The organism is Acidiphilium rubrum, assembly GCF_900156265.1.
Lineage (GTDB): Bacteria > Pseudomonadota > Alphaproteobacteria > Acetobacterales > Acetobacteraceae > Acidiphilium > Acidiphilium rubrum.
In genome coordinates this window covers 18,058-33,516 of the sequence record NZ_FTNE01000016.1, presented here as the reverse complement: position 1 = coordinate 33,516, position 15,459 = coordinate 18,058, and the positions used below count along the sequence as shown (strand labels likewise).

At 64.0% G+C, this 15,459-nt stretch carries 12 protein-coding genes; 6 read left to right on the top strand and 6 right to left on the bottom strand.

The window, feature by feature from the left end:
- Nucleotides 1-2 precede the first annotated feature (2 nt).
- From BW994_RS12440 to BW994_RS12425, 4 genes are all read left to right on the top strand, one after another.
- A complete protein-coding gene (locus tag BW994_RS12440) occupies nucleotides 3-1,784 on the top strand; it encodes an IlvD/Edd family dehydratase (protein ID WP_029313499.1) in 1,782 nt (593 codons plus the stop codon).
- A 303-nt stretch (nucleotides 1,785-2,087) separates the two neighbouring features.
- On the top strand, nucleotides 2,088-3,377 hold the full coding sequence (locus tag BW994_RS12435; protein WP_139334103.1) for a paraquat-inducible protein A: 1,290 nt from the start codon (nucleotides 2,088-2,090) through the stop codon (nucleotides 3,375-3,377).
- The gene (locus BW994_RS12430) at nucleotides 3,374-4,951 is read left to right on the top strand and encodes a PqiB family protein (RefSeq protein ID WP_076454617.1); all 1,578 of its coding nucleotides are present in this window, start codon (nucleotides 3,374-3,376) and stop codon (nucleotides 4,949-4,951) included. Before BW994_RS12435 ends, BW994_RS12430 begins: the two co-directional genes overlap by 4 nt.
- On the top strand, nucleotides 4,951-5,538 hold the full coding sequence (locus BW994_RS12425) for a PqiC family protein (RefSeq protein ID WP_029313496.1): 588 nt from the start codon (nucleotides 4,951-4,953) through the stop codon (nucleotides 5,536-5,538). Before BW994_RS12430 ends, BW994_RS12425 begins: the two co-directional genes overlap by 1 nt.
- Nucleotides 5,539-5,810: 272 nt before the next feature.
- Here BW994_RS12425 and BW994_RS12420 read toward each other — a convergent pair whose 3' ends face one another.
- Together BW994_RS12420 and BW994_RS12415 are read right to left on the bottom strand one after the other, a co-directional pair.
- Nucleotides 5,811-7,220 (bottom strand): UdgX family uracil-DNA binding protein, encoded by a 1,410-nt coding sequence (locus tag BW994_RS12420; RefSeq protein ID WP_035230970.1) that lies wholly within the window; start codon nucleotides 7,218-7,220, stop codon nucleotides 5,811-5,813.
- Complete coding sequence (locus tag BW994_RS12415; protein WP_029313699.1) at nucleotides 7,217-8,431, bottom strand: putative DNA modification/repair radical SAM protein; 1,215 nt, start codon at nucleotides 8,429-8,431, stop codon at nucleotides 7,217-7,219. Before BW994_RS12415 ends, BW994_RS12420 begins: the two co-directional genes overlap by 4 nt.
- 141 nt (nucleotides 8,432-8,572) lie before the next feature.
- Between BW994_RS12415 and BW994_RS12410 the strand changes: the two genes are divergently transcribed.
- Both BW994_RS12410 and BW994_RS12405 read left to right on the top strand, forming a co-directional pair.
- The gene (locus tag BW994_RS12410) at nucleotides 8,573-10,741 is read left to right on the top strand and encodes a malate synthase G (RefSeq protein ID WP_029313698.1); all 2,169 of its coding nucleotides are present in this window, start codon (nucleotides 8,573-8,575) and stop codon (nucleotides 10,739-10,741) included.
- An 85-nt stretch (nucleotides 10,742-10,826) separates the two neighbouring features.
- A complete protein-coding gene (locus BW994_RS12405) occupies nucleotides 10,827-11,729 on the top strand; it encodes a retropepsin-like aspartic protease (protein ID WP_162176825.1) in 903 nt (300 codons plus the stop codon).
- 46 nt (nucleotides 11,730-11,775) lie between these two features.
- Here BW994_RS12405 and lptB read toward each other — a convergent pair whose 3' ends face one another.
- From lptB to BW994_RS12385, 4 genes are all read right to left on the bottom strand, one after another.
- Nucleotides 11,776-12,516, bottom strand: coding sequence for an LPS export ABC transporter ATP-binding protein (gene lptB, locus BW994_RS12400; RefSeq protein WP_029313695.1), 741 nt, complete (start codon nucleotides 12,514-12,516; stop codon nucleotides 11,776-11,778).
- A gap of 47 nt (nucleotides 12,517-12,563) precedes the next feature.
- Nucleotides 12,564-13,403 (bottom strand): LptA/OstA family protein, encoded by an 840-nt coding sequence (locus tag BW994_RS12395; protein WP_245594222.1) that lies wholly within the window; start codon nucleotides 13,401-13,403, stop codon nucleotides 12,564-12,566.
- 227 nt (nucleotides 13,404-13,630) lie between these two features.
- Nucleotides 13,631-14,374, bottom strand: a complete 744-nt coding sequence (gene lptC / locus BW994_RS12390) for an LPS export ABC transporter periplasmic protein LptC (protein ID WP_051657618.1) — start codon at nucleotides 14,372-14,374, stop codon at nucleotides 13,631-13,633.
- A gap of 2 nt (nucleotides 14,375-14,376) precedes the next feature.
- Nucleotides 14,377-15,414 (bottom strand): KpsF/GutQ family sugar-phosphate isomerase, encoded by a 1,038-nt coding sequence (locus BW994_RS12385; protein ID WP_081849209.1) that lies wholly within the window; start codon nucleotides 15,412-15,414, stop codon nucleotides 14,377-14,379.
- Nucleotides 15,415-15,459 lie beyond the last annotated feature (45 nt).

Here is a 15,459-nt window from a genome sequence, read left to right as displayed (position 1 = left end):
CGATGAGCAATACCCCGACCAAGCTGCGTTCGGCCCAATGGTTCGACAATCCCGGCAATCCCGGCATGACCGCGCTCTATTTGGAGCGCTACCTGAATTACGGGCTGACCCGTGAGGAATTGCAATCCGGCAAGCCGATCATCGGCATCGCCCAGACCGGCAGCGATCTGTCGCCATGCAACCGCCATCATATCGAACTCGCCAAGCGGGTGGCCGATGGCATTCGCGCCGCCGGCGGCGTGCCGATCGAGTTTCCGGTCCACCCGATCCAGGAAACCGGCAAGCGCCCGACCGCGGCGCTCGACCGCAACCTGACCTATCTCGGGCTGGTCGAAGTGCTGTTCGGCTACCCGCTCGACGGCGTGGTGCTCACCACCGGCTGCGATAAAACGACCCCGGCGATGATCATGGGGGCCGCCACCGTCGATATCCCCGCCATCGTGCTGTCCGGTGGGCCGATGCTCGATGGCTGGTTCGAGGGCGAATTGGTCGGTTCCGGCACCGTGGTGTGGGAAGCCCGCCGCCGCCTCGCCGCCGGTGAAATCGCCTACAACAAATTTATCGACATGGTGGCCGGCTCGGCGCCCAGCGTGGGCCATTGCAACACCATGGGCACCGCCAGCTCGATGAACGCGATGGCCGAAGCGCTGGGGATGTCGCTGCCCGGCTGCGCCGCGATCCCCGGCCCGTACCGCGAGCGCGCGCAGATCGCCTACGAGACCGGCAAGCGCATCGTCGACATGGTGCATGAAGATTTGCGCCCGTCGCGCATCCTGACGCGCGAGGCGTTCGAAAACGCCATCGTCTGCGCCTCGGCGATCGGTGCTTCGACCAATTGCCCGCCGCATGTGATCGCGATCGCGCGGCATATCGGCGTCGAACTCGACATCGCGGATTGGGACAAAATCGGCTACGAAATCCCGCTGCTGGTCAACATGATGCCGGCCGGCAAATATCTCGGCGAGCGGTTCCACCGCGCCGGCGGCCTGCCCGCCGTGATCGGCGAGCTGATGCGCCACGGCAAGATCCGCGAAGGGGCGCTGACCGTGTCCGGCCGCACCATGGGTGAGGAAAACCGCGGCAAGCGCAGCATCGATGCCGAAATGATCACCGATTACGCAACCCCGCTGCACGAACACGCCGGGTTCGCCGTGCTCACCGGCAATCTGTTCCACAGCGCGATTATGAAAACCTCGGTGATCTCGCCCGAGTTCCGCGACCGCTTCATGCGCAAGCCGGGCGATCACGATGCGTTCGAGGGCCGCGCCATCGTGTTCGAAGGGCCGGAGGATTATCACGACCGGATCAACGACGCCTCGCTCGGCATCGATGCCGATTGCATCCTGGTGATCCGCAACTGCGGCCCGATCGGCTATCCCGGCTCGGCCGAGGTGGTGAACATGCTGCCGCCGGATGCGCTGGTGAAACAAGGCGTCAACCAGCTGCCCTGCATCGGCGACGGGCGGCAAAGCGGCACCTCGGGCAGCCCCTCGATCCTGAACGCATCACCCGAATCGGCGGTCGGCGGCGGCCTGCTGCTGCTGAAAACCGGCGATCGCATCCGGGTCGATCTCAAGACCCGCACCGCCAATATCCTGATCGACGAAGCCGAACTGACCCGGCGCCGCGAGGCGATGGAACTGCCGGAACTGCTCAACCAGACCCCCTGGCAGGAAATCCACCGCCGCTTCACCGGCCAGTTGGAAACCGGTGCGGTGATGGAACACGCGGTCGGCTATCAGCGGATCGCGGAGCGGTTCGGCGTGCCGCGCGATAATCATTGAGGCTTGGGTTTTTCGGCGGCGGGCTGTAACGGCAAAAAAGGAAGGGAAGGGAAGGTCTTCTTTTTTGTGAACAAAAAAGAAGCAAAAAAAACTTTGTTAATTTGGGTCCATGCCGGTTTCAGCGCCCGTGCCCCAGGGTCGGAAAGTTTTTCGCTTCTTTTTTTCAAAAAAGAAGACCTTCCTTTACCTAGTGTATCCCCACATTGCGCCGGTTGCCTCGCATCCCCACTATAACCGTCATGACGGACGCCGAACCCGCCTCGCGCCACTCTGCCCGGATCATCGGATCGGAGCCTGCCGCGCTTGACGGGTGACGGCGCGCATTCCGTCGCTCTGCGCGACTGCCCGTTATGTGGCTTGATCTCGACGGTGCCTCACAATGTGCGCGGCGTCGCGGCCAGTTGCCCGCAATGCACCAGCAGTCTTGGGCGGATCTGGCACCCCGACATGCGCATCCCGCGCGGCTGGGCGCTTGCCGCCGGCTTGTTCTATCTGCTCGCGCTGGCCGGCCCGTTCGTACAGATTTCGATCTTTGGCCGGTTGCAGCGCGCGGATATCGCGACCGGTCCGCTACAACTGACAGTGCAGGGGTTCGATCTTGTCGGGTTCCTGGTGCTGGCGGTTACCATTATATTCCCGGGAATCAAGCTCGGCATCGTGCTGCTCACCCTGTTCGGCATCCGTCTGGAGCACCAACCGACCCGCTTTCTCAAGGCGATCTTCCGCTGGTATCCGCTGATCGGGCCGTGGGCGATGGTCGATGTCTATCTGCTCGGCTTCCTGGTCGCCTACACGCGCCTGACCGCGATGGCGACCGTGCATCTTGACCTGTCGCTGTTCGCCCTGGTCGGCCTGATGATCTCGATGGCCGCACTCGATGGCTCGCTGGATACCGGCGCGATCTGGGATGCGCTCGATACCGGCCCCGCGCCACGCCCGCTCGATGCCGATCACCGCGGCGGCCATCTGATCGGGTGCCATTGCTGTTTCCTGATCAACCGCGCCGAACCTGGCATGGCGTGCACGCGGTGCGACACGGTGCTGCGCGACCGCAAACCCGACAGCATCGTCCGCAGCTGGGCCTTCGTGATCGCGGCGATGGCGCTTTATATTCCGGCCAATCTCTATCCGGTGATGCTGATCACCCAGCTCGCCCGCACCACGCCCTTCACCATCATGGGCGGCATCGTGGAATTGTTCGCGGCCGGCGTCTGGCCGCTCGGCCTGCTCGTGCTGCTCGCGAGCATCGCAATCCCGCTGGTCAAGCTGCTGTCGATGGCCTGCATGCTGATCGAGGCGCAGCGCCCGAGCGGGCGGCATCTGCTCGGCCTGACACGCACCTATCGCTTTGTCGCGTTCATCGGCCGCTGGTCGATGATCGATGTCTTCATGGTCTCGATCCTGGTCGCACTGGTGCGGTTCGGCCAGTTCGCCAATGTGCGGGCCTCGACCGGTGCGGCCTGCTTCGCCGGTGTCGTGGTGATCACGATGGTCGCGGTCGAGAGCTTTGATCCGCGCCTGATGTGGGACGGCGCACGCGAAGCCGCACCCGAAACCCCGCATGACCCCACGCTGATCGCGGAGCCCTCATGAGCGAAACGCCCGCCCCGAAGCCGGCTCGGCTGAAACGCAAACGCTTCTCCTTCGTCTGGCTGGTGCCGCTGATCGCGATCGGGATTGCGGCCTATCTCGGCTACCGCACACTGGCCCAGCAAGGCCCGCTGCTGACCCTGCAATTCGATACCGCGCAAGGCCTGGTCGCCGGGCAGACCCAGGTCAAATACAAGGCGATGACGCTGGGCACGCTCGAGACCATCGATCTCAGCCGCAACAACCGCCACGTCATCGCGCATGTGCGGATGAACAATGTCGGCGCACGATTCCTCACCAGCCATGCGCGGTTCTGGGTGGTGCGGCCGCATTTCTCGTTCAAGGACCCCTCCGGCCTCGATACGCTGGTGTCCGGCGCGTTCATCGGCGTCGATCCCGGCGCACCGGGTGGCAAGCCGCAATCCTATTTCATCGGCCTCGAACAACCGCCCGGCGTGCGCTCGGATGTCGCCGGCCGCACCTTCGTGCTGCGCGCCAAGGACATCGGATCACTCAATACCGGCTCGCCAGTGTTCTACCGCGACGTTCAGGTGGGCGAGGTGCTCGGCTATGATCTGGGCAACGGCCTCGGCCCGGCGAAAATCAGGATTTTCGTGCGCGCCCCGTTCGATAATCTGGTCAAGCCGGAGAGCCTGTTCTGGAACTCGTCCGGTATCACCGCCGGCATCATCGGCGGCGCGTTTCATATCGAGGTGCAGTCCATCCAGGCGCTGGTGACCGGCGGCGTCACCTTTGCGTTGCCGCCACGCGCGGACAAGGACAAACCCAGCCCCTCCGAAGCGGTGTTCCCGCTCTACCCGACCCACGAAGCGGCGGAGACCGCGGGCTACCAGACGCAATTGCCGGTCGTTTCATACTTCACCTCCTCGGTCAGCGGCCTGACCGAAGGGGCGCCGGTGATGTTTCTCGGCATCCAGGTCGGCGTGGTCTCCAAGCTGAAACTCGTGGTCGATCTGCACTCCGCACTCATCCGCGCCAAGGTCGAAATGCGCCTGCAACCCGGCCGGATTTTCCCGAATCCGCAGGCGCTGCAATCGATCAACGAAACCACCGAATTCCAGAAACTGGTCGATCGGGGCATGCGCGTCGAAATCGAGACCGGCAATATCGTCACCGGCCAGAAGATCATTGCCTTCACCATGGTGCCGCACGCCAAACCCGCCTCGGTCACGCATGAGCACCATGTGATGGTGCTGCCCAGCCAGCCCGGCGGGCTCGACGCCATCATGCAATCGCTCGCCAGCGTTTCAGCCAAGCTCGACAAACTGCCGATCCAGCAGATTGGCGATAACATGAACAAACTGATCGTCACCGCTAACCGTACGCTGGAGCACGCGCCGATCGACCATACCCTGAACTCGGTATCCCAGACCGCGCAATCGACCAATCAACTGCTGAAATCGCTGAACCGCAGCTATGGCCCGGATTCCGATTTCGAGATCAACCTCGAACGCCTGATCAGCCAGAGCAACCAGACCCTGCAATCGGTCCAGCAATTGACCAATTACCTGTCGCAGCACCCGCAAGCGGTCCTGTTCGGAAGGAGCAAGCATTGATGGCAACCCGCCGCACCACCCTGATCGCCGGCGCCGCCGCCCTCTGCGCCCCGCTGGCCGGGTGCGGCACCGCCGTCGTCACGCAATATTACCGCATCGCGCCAACCCCAGGCGCCGTCGATCGCACGGTGCACGCCAATATCGCCCTGCGGCCGATCATCATCCCGTCCTATCTGAACCAGAGCGGCCTGCCCAAACCCAGCAGCCGCACCAGCTTCGCCACCTTCGATGATAATCAATGGGCCGGCTCCCTCACCGACCTGCTGCGCATCAGCATGGTCCAGAACCTCGCCCAACGCCTGCCCTACGCCACCGTGATCGGCGGCGGCGGCGCCATCGACCTGCCCGATAGCCTGATCATCGAAATCAACATCCTGACCTTCGACCCCGATGCTACCGGCCAAATCACCCTCGACGCCGATGTCTCGATCAAACCCCAAACCAGCCAACACCGCCAAACCCGCCTCATCCACCTGCGCTCGCCCACCAACGGCACCACGCCCACCCAGATCGCCGCCGCCATGTCCGCAGTGTGGGGCGACTTCGCCACCCAGATCGCCACCCTCCTGGCCCCGGGCCACGCGTGACAACCCGATGCCTGCCGTTTTGGGGGTGGCGCGTTGGGCAAGCAAGGCCAGGGGCTCTGCCCCTGGACCCCGTTAAAGGCGGAGCCTTTAAAATCCATTAGTTTTAGGTAAGGGGAGGGCGCTGCCTCGGACTTTCCGCTGATCTGGCCTGTATCGCCCTCCCCTTACCTAAAACTAGCGGGTTCTAAGGGCTCCGCCCTTAGTGGGGGTCGAGGGGGCAAAGCCCCCCGCCTTGCTCACCCAAAGCGCCCCCCAAGACGGCAGGCATCAGGTTAACACGCGGAGGCCAGGGACCGGGCGTGTTGGAGGTCGGCGACGAAGGCGGTGTAGGCGGTTTGTTGGGTGGCGGGATCGGGCAGGCGCAGCAGGTAGGCGGGGTGGGTTGTAACGAAGCCGGCCTGGCCGTCGAAACTGATGGGGCCGCGGTTGCGCAGCAGCGGCAGGGGCTGGCCGGTGAGGGCGAGCAGAGCCGTCGCGCCGAGGGCCACGACCAGTTTGGGCTGCACGAAGCCGAGTTCCTGCATCAGCCACCAGCGGTAGTGTTTCACTTCGCTGGTGGTGGGGGATGCGTGCAGCCGGCGTTTGCCGCGTTGCTGGTATTTGAAATGTTTGACGGCGTTGGTGAGGTAGGTGGTGGTGCGATCGATTCCGGCCTCGGCGAGGGCGCGATCGAGCATTTGGCCGGCCGGGCCGACGAAGGGGCGGCCGGCGTTGTCTTCGGCATCGCCCGGTTGTTCGCCGACCAGCATGATGGCCGCCCCGATCGGGCCTTCGCCGAGCACCGCGCGGGTTGCGCCTGGTACGAGGCTGGGGGCGGCGGCGATGATGCGGTTGAGATCGGCGAGGGTTTTCGGGTTTTGCTTGGCCATTGCGGCCACCGCCAGCGCGGGGTCGCGGTGGATCGGGGTGGTGGCTTCGCGTGCGACCATATCGCGCAGCCGCTCCGGTGCGCCGCGCACGAGGGCCGGGATCAGGCGCGCTTCGGGCAGGTTGTGCCAGTATTTGCCGGCCATTTCGCTGCGCATCGCGACCGTGTTGAGCCGTGCGGGATTGAAGATGCTTTCGTAATAGCTGCACCAGCCGGCTTCGAACGCGTCATCGGCCGGCAGGTGGTCTTTGGTGCCTGGGCCGCCGATGGCGAGGCGTTCGGTATCCCAGAACAGCGAGCCGACCGGGGTCAGGATGGCCCAGATCATGCTGCGGAATCGTTCGACGAAGAACCCCGCCGTCGCTTCGACGATGTAATGATCCGGCTCGAACCAGGCGATGTAGCGTGCCGTGCCATCGGGTCCGATGGTTTCGCGAAACCGCACGAAGGCGTGCATTTTGTGCAGATCGCGGCGGATGGCTTTGCGCATCATCTCGAGGCGGCGGACCAGCGCGTCGGCCGGGTTGGCCAGCAGCTCAGGCTCACCATGGCGCATCCGCCAGATCAGCCGATACAGCAGCGCGTAGCGTTCGGGGTCACGATGGCAGACCACCGGCGTGATCATCGCAGCGAGCGCCCGCGGCAGCATGACCGGTGGCGCATCGCCCGCGAGGCTGCCGCCGAACAGATCGCCCGCATCCGGCGTGCCCCAGACCACCGCATCCGGCGCGATATCGGCGGCGAGCAGGCGCCGGACTGCGAGGCGAAATCCGTCCTGGTCGGCGCCGGCGGCGAGGGTGACGGCTGTGTTCAATCGAACAGGCTCGGTTGCACCGGCGGTGCGATCAGGCTCTGGCGCAGATCGGCGCGGTCGATCAGCCGGGTGGGGCGATGATCGAGCGTGATCAGGAACGGTCGCAGTCGTTTGAGCCCGCTGGTCAGGCGGGCGATGTCATCGAGCCGCAGGCGCATGTGCCGGCGTGCGGCGAGGATTTTATCGACCGCCCTTGTGCCCAGCCCCGGCACCCGCAACAGCATTTCGCGCGGCGCGGTGTTCACATCGACCGGAAACAGCGCGCGGTGCTTCAGCGCCCAGGCGAGTTTCGGGTCGATGTCGAGGTCGAGCATACTGGCATCGCCGCCTTCGGTGATTTCGGGCACGGTGAAGCCGTAGTAGCGCAGCAGCCAGTCCGCCTGATACAGCCGGTGTTCGCGTTGCAACGGCGGCGATTTCGCGGGCAGGAACCGGCTTGCCTCCGGGATCGGACTGAACGCCGAATAATAGACCCGCTTGAGCGCGTAGTTTTTGTACAGCGATGCGCTGGTGGTGAGCACGACGTCGTCGGTTGCGGTATCGGCGCCGATGATCAATTGCGTGCTCTGCCCGGCTGGCGCGAAATGCCGGCGTTCCTCTTTTGCCTCGATGATGCGTTCGCGCATCTGCCCCATCGCGGTCTTGATGGTCGCGGTATTCTTTTCGGGGGCGAGATCTTCGAGGCTTTTCTGGAGCGGCAATTCGAGATTGATCGACAGCCGATCCGCGAACAGCCCGGCCTGCTCGATCAGCCAGGGATTCGCCTCGGGGATGGTTTTGAGATGGATGTAGCCGGCGAACCCGTGCTCGTTGCGCAGGGTTTTCGCCACCAGCATCATCTGCTCCATCGTGTAATCGGGCGATCGGATGATGCCGGACGAGAGGAACAGCCCTTCGATATAGTTGCGCTTGTAAAAACCGATGGTGAGGGAAACCACCTCCGCCACCGTGAAGCGGGCGCGTTTCGTGTTCGAGGAGCGGCGATTGATGCAATAGGCGCAGTCGAACAGGCAGTAATTGGTCAGCAGGATTTTCAGCAGCGAAATGCAGCGACCATCGGGCGTGTACGAATGGCAGATGCCCGAGCCGGTGGTCGAGCCGATGCCGTTTTTACCCGCCGCGCGTTTTTTGCCGCCGGACGAGGCGCAGGAGGCATCGTATTTCGCGGCATCGGCCAGAATTCGTAGTTTTGTGTCGAGCGCTTCATCCATCGATCGGACCATCAATCATTTGTTCACTATATGTTCGTAAAATCACGGTTGCAAGAGGAGGTTGTCAGCCCGCAGGTCCCGCCCACTCGACAAGCGCCCGGCGTTTGGCCAAAACCACCGCAACGGATGGAGACCCCCTTTATGAGCCAAACCTATATCGATGCCGGCAGCATCAAAATTGCCGCACCGCTGCACCAGTTCATCGCCTCCGAAGCTCTGCCCGGCTCCGGGCTCGAGCCGAGCGAATTCTGGCACGGTTTCAGCGCGCTGATCGCCAAGCACGCGCCGCGCAATGCCGAGCTGATGGCCGAGCGTGACCGTTTGCAGACCGCGATCGATCAGTGGCATCGCACCCACAAGGCGCAGCCGATCGATCAGGCGGCGTATCAGGCGTTCCTGCGTGAAATCGGCTATCTGCAGCCGGAGCCTTCGACGTTTGCGGTCAGCACCAGCACGGTCGATGCGGAAATCGCCACCATCGCCGGTCCGCAGCTGGTGGTGCCGGTGATGAACGCGCGCTACGCGCTGAACGCCGCCAACGCGCGCTGGGGCAGCCTTTACGATGCGCTCTACGGCACCGATGCGATCGCCGAATCCGATGGTCAGGCGCGCGGCAAGACCTATAATGAAAAGCGCGGTGCCGCCGTGGTTGCACGCGGGCGCGCGTTTCTCGATGCGAATTTTCCGCTCTCGGTCGGCAGCCACAAGGAGGCGCGCGGCTATCACATCCATAACGGCCATCTCGCGATCGTGCTGGAACGCGGTGAAACCGGCATCAAGCACGGCGCGCAATTCGCCGGCTACCGCGGCGATCCGGCAAAGCCGACCGCGATCCTGCTGCGCAACCACAATTTGTACGTCGAAATCGTGATCGATGCGACCAACACGATCGGCAAGACCGATCCGGCCGGCATCGCCGATCTGGTGATCGAATCCGCGATCAGCTCGATCATGGATGCCGAGGACAGCGTCGCCGCGGTGGATGCCGAGGACAAGGTGCTGGTCTATCGCAACTGGCTCGGTCTGATGAACGGCACGCTCGAAGAGCAGGTCGAAAAAGGCGGCACGCGCTTCACCCGCCGCCTCGCCGCCGATCGGGTCTACACCGCGCCGGATGGCACCGAGTTCGCACTGCCCGGCCGGGTGCTGATGCTGATCCGCAATGTCGGGCACCATATCTATACCGACACCGTGCTCGATGCAGCCGGCAACCCGATTCCCGAGACCATGCTCGATCTGGTGGTGACAGCGCTGTGCGGCCTGCACGACATCAAGCGCACCACGGGGGTCAAAAACTCGCGCGCCGGGTCGATTTACATCGTCAAGCCCAAGATGCATGGCGCGGATGAAGTCGCTTACGCCGATGCGTTGTTCGGTGCGGTGGAAACCCTGCTGCATCTGCCGGCGAACACGATCAAAATGGGTATCATGGACGAGGAACGCCGCACCTCGGCCAATCTCGCCGCCTGTATCGAGGCGGCACAGCACCGCATCTTTTTCATCAACACCGGCTTTCTCGACCGCACCGGCGATGAAATCCACACCTCGATCGAAGCGGGCCCGATGATCCGCAAAAACGAGATCAAGAACACGCCCTGGATCAAATCCTACGAGGATCGCAACGTCGATATCGGCATCGCCTGCGGCCTGCCCGGCCACGCCCAGATCGGCAAGGGCATGTGGGCGGCCCCGGATGCGATGGCCGCGATGCTCGAGCAGAAAATCGGCCATCCGCGCGCCGGCGCGAACACCGCCTGGGTGCCATCGCCCACCGCGGCGACGCTGCATGCGCTGCACTACCACATGGTCGATATCGCTGCCCGCCAGGCCGAGCTGAAATCCCGCCCGATGGGATCGCTGAATGATCTGCTGATGATCCCGCTGGCCGGCCGGCCGAACTGGCAGCCGGACGATATTCAGCAGGAGCTCGACAACAATGCGCAGGGCATTCTCGGCTATGTGGTGCGCTGGATCGACCAGGGCATCGGCTGCTCGAAAGTGCCCGATATTCATAACGTGGCGCTGATGGAAGACCGCGCGACCCTGCGGATTTCCGCCCAGCACATCGCCAACTGGCTGCACCACGGCATCGTCACCGAGGCGCAGGTGATGGCGACGATGAAGCGGATGGCCGCGGTGGTCGATGGCCAGAACGCCGGCGATGCGCTCTACAAGCCGATGGCGCCGGGTTTCGACGGCATCGCGTTCCAGGCCGCCTGCGACCTGGTGTTCAAGGGCCGCACACAGCCGAACGGTTATACCGAATTCATCCTGCATGACCGGCGCCGGGAGGCCAAAGCCGCCGCCTGACGCCGGCCGCATGATCACGGTGACGTGATTGGACGGACCGTAACATTCCGCCCCCTAATCGGTTTGCGATCAGGGGGGGATGTTTGTGAATTTTGCTTTTGTGCTGGCTGGTATCGTGATGATGCTGGCTTTGGGCGGTTGTGCTTCATCGGGCGTGTGCAAACCCAAGCCGGTTGCCCTGCTCAACACCGCCTTTCCGAACAGCCCGATGCCGATCGTCCGCGCGCGGATGAACGGATTGCCGGTGGATATCATGATCGATACCGGTGGCGCGTTTTCCAGCGTGACACCGTCGGTCGCCACCGCGCTCAATCTGCCGGTCGAGGCCAGCAAATCGCTGCTGGTCGCCGGAGCGGGCGGGTCGACGTTCACCTCGGTCGCGACGGTGCGCGATTTTCAACTCGGTGCTGCGCGCGGCAGCAAGATCCTGCTGCCCGTGCTCGCGTTGTCGGACCACAAACTGCCTGATGGGCGGCATCTCGGCGGCCTGATCGGCAACGACATCCTGCGTTATTACGATATCGACATCGACCTGCCGGCGCAGCAGGTCTTTCTGGTCGATACGTTCGATTGCGGCACGATCGTACCATGGAGCGGTGCGCTACACCCGGTCGATTTCGGCAAGGCGGGCAATGGCGCACCGAAATTCCCGGTGACGCTGGATGGTCATCGCCTGACCGCGATTCTTGATACCGGTGCGGCAAGCAGTTTTCTGTCGGAATACCTGTTCCACGCCTCCGGCCTCGCGGCGGAGCATCCACAGATCGTGGGGGAGCGGAAATACAGCGGCGTCGGCAACCAGATCTTCATCGCAAAACTGTACCGCTTCAAGACGCTCATCTTCGGCGGGCTCGTCTGGCATCACCCGATCATTGCCGTCGGTGGTCATCTGGCGCAGATCGACAATCGTCTGGTGATCGGCGACAATCTGACCGCCCGCCACGAGATCTACATCTCGAACACCACAGACCAATTATTTGCAAGATAACGAGTAAAAGTTTTTTGGTTCTTTTTTACAAAAAAGAACCCTTCTTTTACAGAATAAACCGATCCCCGAGATAAACCCGCCGCACATCCGGATGCGCGACAACCTCATCCGGCAGGCCCTCCATCAAAACCTGCCCATCGTGCAAAATATAGGCCCGGTCGATCACTTCGAGCGTCTCGCGCACATTATGGTCGGTGATCACCACGCCGAGACCGCGGTCCTTGAGTTGGGTGACCATGTCGCGGATTTCACCGACCGCGATGGGATCGATACCGGCCAGCGGTTCATCGAGCAGGATGTAGCTGGGGCCGGTGGCGAGCGCGCGGGCGATTTCGACGCGGCGGCGTTCACCGCCCGACAGCGCGACGGCCGGGGTGCGCCGCAGGTGCAGAATGCTGAATTCCGCCAGCAACTCGGTCAGCATCGCATCGCGCCGGTCGCGGTCGTCTTCGACCACTTCCAGCGCCGCCATGATGTTCTGCTCCACCGTCAGGCCGCGAAACACGCTCGCCTCCTGCGGCAGGTAGCCAACCCCCAGGCGGGCGCGGCGATACATCGGCAGGGTCGAGATATCCGCGCCATCCAGCACGATCGAGCCGGTATCCGGCTGGATCAGCCCGACGATCATGTAGAACGTCGTCGTCTTGCCCGCGCCGTTCGGCCCGAGCAGCCCGACCACCTCGCCGCGCCGCAGCGTGACCGACACGTTGCGCACCACCGGGCGTTTGCGAAAACTCTTGCCAAGACCGGTCGCCACCAGCCCCGTCCCCGATGGGATCGAAATCATACCGGCCGGCTCCCGATACCCGCCCTCGCTGACGCGCGATTGCTCGTTCATGAACCCGGTTTCCGCGCGGATTGCGGCGACTTCGCGGCAGGTCCAGGGGCGGAATTGGGCAGCACCATGCCCTCGACGCGATGGCCCTTGGTCGCCATCAGTGTCGCGATGCCGGTCTTCATGTTCACCTGGCCGCGCTGCCCGGCCAATTCGTTCGGTCCGTGCGTGATATGCACATCGCCGGTCAGGATCGCGATGCCGGTCGCCGGATGATACACGCCGTGTTCACCGGTCGCGATATCGGTCGCCGTCCGCACCACGACATGCCCGACCGCAACCACCTTGCGCAGCTTGCTCGCCTGATCGGACGATGGGTCCGCCGTCGCGACACCCGGCGGCGCGGCCGCGACGAAATAGCCGGTCAGCGTATCGGCCGCGATCGAGCGCTGGTCGTTCGTCACGATCAGCGCGTCGCCGATCGCCACCGCCTTGCGCTCCTGCGACCAATACTGGATCTGATCGCGCGCGGTCACAGTGTCGGTCGGCGTGGTCAGTTTCAGGTGCTTGCCGGTCAGGACCAATTCGTGCCGGTCCATATGGAACACCGCAAGATCGCCGAACGCCTGATCGGTCGCGGTGAAAATATGCACATTGCCGACGGCATCGAGCTGCGTGATCTGCGACGAGCCGGAATCGAGCCCGCCCAGCCCGCCATCGGTCGCGGCGGGCTTGGTCGCGGGCGGCAAGGTGCCCGTTTTCGGCTGATAATGCGCGACCAGTTGGTTAGCCGTCACCGTCACCTTGCCGCGCACGGCCTGGGCGCTGCCCATCGCCGTCACGGTGTGCGCCGTCTGGTTCCAGGCGATGCCGTTGCTCGCGGTGATGTTGATCGGCACCGGTGTTGGGCCGGACCCGCCGTCGAAGCCGAGGGATTGGGCTTGGGCGGCTACGGGTGCTGCGAACGCCAGAAAGAGACGGAAGGAAGCACTTCTTTTTTTGGAAAAAAAGAAGCAAAAAAACTTTCCAACCATGAGTCCGTGACGATGAAACCGCCCGTGCCCCAGATTAATAAAAGTTTTTTGCTGCTTTTTTACAAAAAAGCAGTCCTTGCCTTGCCTTACCGTCACGATCCGCCCCCAACGGCCGGAACCGCAACCTGATCAAGCACCACGTGCGAAGCGCCCTTGAACAGAATATCGCTGCCATGATTGGTCGCAACGAAGCCATCCTGCGCGTGCAGCGTGCCGAACGGGCCGAACGCCTTGACCGGATCGGAGCCCTTGGCCGAGCCGCCCTTGATATCGATCGCGGCGCGGCTGGTGTGCAGGATCGTGCCGTCCTGGCGGTACAGCGTCACCTTGCCGGCCAGATCGAGCAACTGGCTGTTCTGGTGATACAAGCCGTGGCGCGCGTTCAGCATCAGCCAATTGCCGGATTTGGTGGTCAGGTCGCCCTTTGGCGCCACCAGGTTCAGCCGGTCCTGCGTGACCTGGATGACGCGCTGCGCCGTGATGGTGAATTTCTCGCCCTGCGCATCCACACCGCGATACCGCGCCGTGCTCATGCGCGAAAGCGGCGCGCCGGCCGCAATCGCCTGTTTCTTGTATGAAATCCGGCCGATCGCAGCGCCGTTGCGCAGGTTGGGCAGCACGGCCAGCGCGGTGATCAGCACCGCGGCCAGGGCTGGCAGCGTATATTTGAAAATCGACACCGCGCGGCGGTGGCGTCCCAGCACGGCGCGCTGTTCTTCGCGCGTGCGGCTGAGTGCGGCCAGAATGCCCTCGCTGGTCAGCAGCGAGCCCGTTTTTTTCTCACCGCGTGGATCGGGGCGGACGGCGGCCCGTTCGGGTGCGATTGGCGGGGTCATGCTCACGCCACCCCGGCGCGCAGCAGATCATGCATGTGCACGATCCCGATCACGCGCCGCGCCGCATCGACCACGAACAGCGACATCACCTTGGGTTCCAGCGCCGTCATGTCGTGCAGCGCGTCTTCGGCGAGCGCCGCCGCGCCGATCACCCGGGGTGTCCGCGTCATGATGGCATCGGCGCGCCGGCCCAGGAACTCCGGGCCCATCGCGCGGCGCATATCGCCATCGGTGACGATGCCGAGCAGCGTGCCAGCCGGATCGACGATGCCGAGGCAGCCGAAATGCTTTTCCGTGATCAGCAGAATCGCCCGGTCCATCGTGGTATCGGGCGCGGCGAGTGGGATCGCGGCGCCGGTGTGCATCAGATCGCCCACCCGCTTGAGCCGCGCGCCGAGCTTGCCGCCGGGATGGAACGAGGAAAAATCCGCCGCGGTAAAGCCGCGCCGGCATAGCAGCGTGACGGCCAGCGCATCGCCCAGCGCCATCTGCATGGTGGTGCTGGTGGTCGGCGCCAGGCCGATCGGGCCGGCCTCCGGCGCGTTCGGCAGCAGCAGTACCTGCGTTGCCGCGCGTGCCAACGTGCTGTCGGCGCGCGCGGTGATCGCGATCAGCGGCAGGGCAAACCGCCGCGCATGGGTCACGATATCCGCCAGTTCCGCCGCTTCACCGGAATTGGACAGGGCCAGCACGACATCGCCCGGCACGATCATGCCGAGGTCGCCATGGCTCGCCTCCGCCGGATGGACGAACAGGGCAGGGGTGCCGGTCGAAGCAAGCGTCGCTGCGATTTTGCGGGCGACATGGCCGGATTTGCCCATGCCGGTCACCACCACGCGGCCACTTGCGGCGTGCAGCAGCGAAACCGCGGCCGAGAACCCCGCACCCAACGTGCCGGCCAGTGCTTTCAGCGCGTCGGCCTCGGTGCTCAGCACGTCGCGCGCGACCGCGAGATCGCGCGCAACCGACGCCAATTCGTCATCGCCGCCCCCGGCCGTGCGGCCGATGCGGGGATGATCCAATGTCTGCCTCAGACTCATGATCCTGTATGGGACGATGGATCGCGTCGGGTCAACTGATCCGGG

Excerpts from the sequence above, each read along its gene's own strand:
- BW994_RS12415 (WP_029313699.1), bottom strand. The coding sequence starts at position 8,431 with ATGGATGAAGCGCTCGACACAAAACTACGAATTCTGGCCGATGCCGCG.
- lptB (WP_029313695.1), bottom strand. The coding sequence starts at position 12,516 with ATGATTTCGATCCCATCGGGGACGGGGCTGGTGGCGACCGGTCTTGGC.
- BW994_RS12410 (WP_029313698.1), top strand. The coding sequence starts at position 8,573 with ATGAGCCAAACCTATATCGATGCCGGCAGCATCAAAATTGCCGCACCG.
- BW994_RS12385 (WP_081849209.1), bottom strand. The coding sequence starts at position 15,414 with ATGAGTCTGAGGCAGACATTGGATCATCCCCGCATCGGCCGCACGGCC.
- BW994_RS12440 (WP_029313499.1), top strand. The coding sequence starts at position 3 with ATGAGCAATACCCCGACCAAGCTGCGTTCGGCCCAATGGTTCGACAAT.
- BW994_RS12425 (WP_029313496.1), top strand. The coding sequence starts at position 4,951 with ATGGCAACCCGCCGCACCACCCTGATCGCCGGCGCCGCCGCCCTCTGC.
- lptC (WP_051657618.1), bottom strand. The coding sequence starts at position 14,374 with ATGACCCCGCCAATCGCACCCGAACGGGCCGCCGTCCGCCCCGATCCA.
- BW994_RS12430 (WP_076454617.1), top strand. The coding sequence starts at position 3,374 with ATGAGCGAAACGCCCGCCCCGAAGCCGGCTCGGCTGAAACGCAAACGC.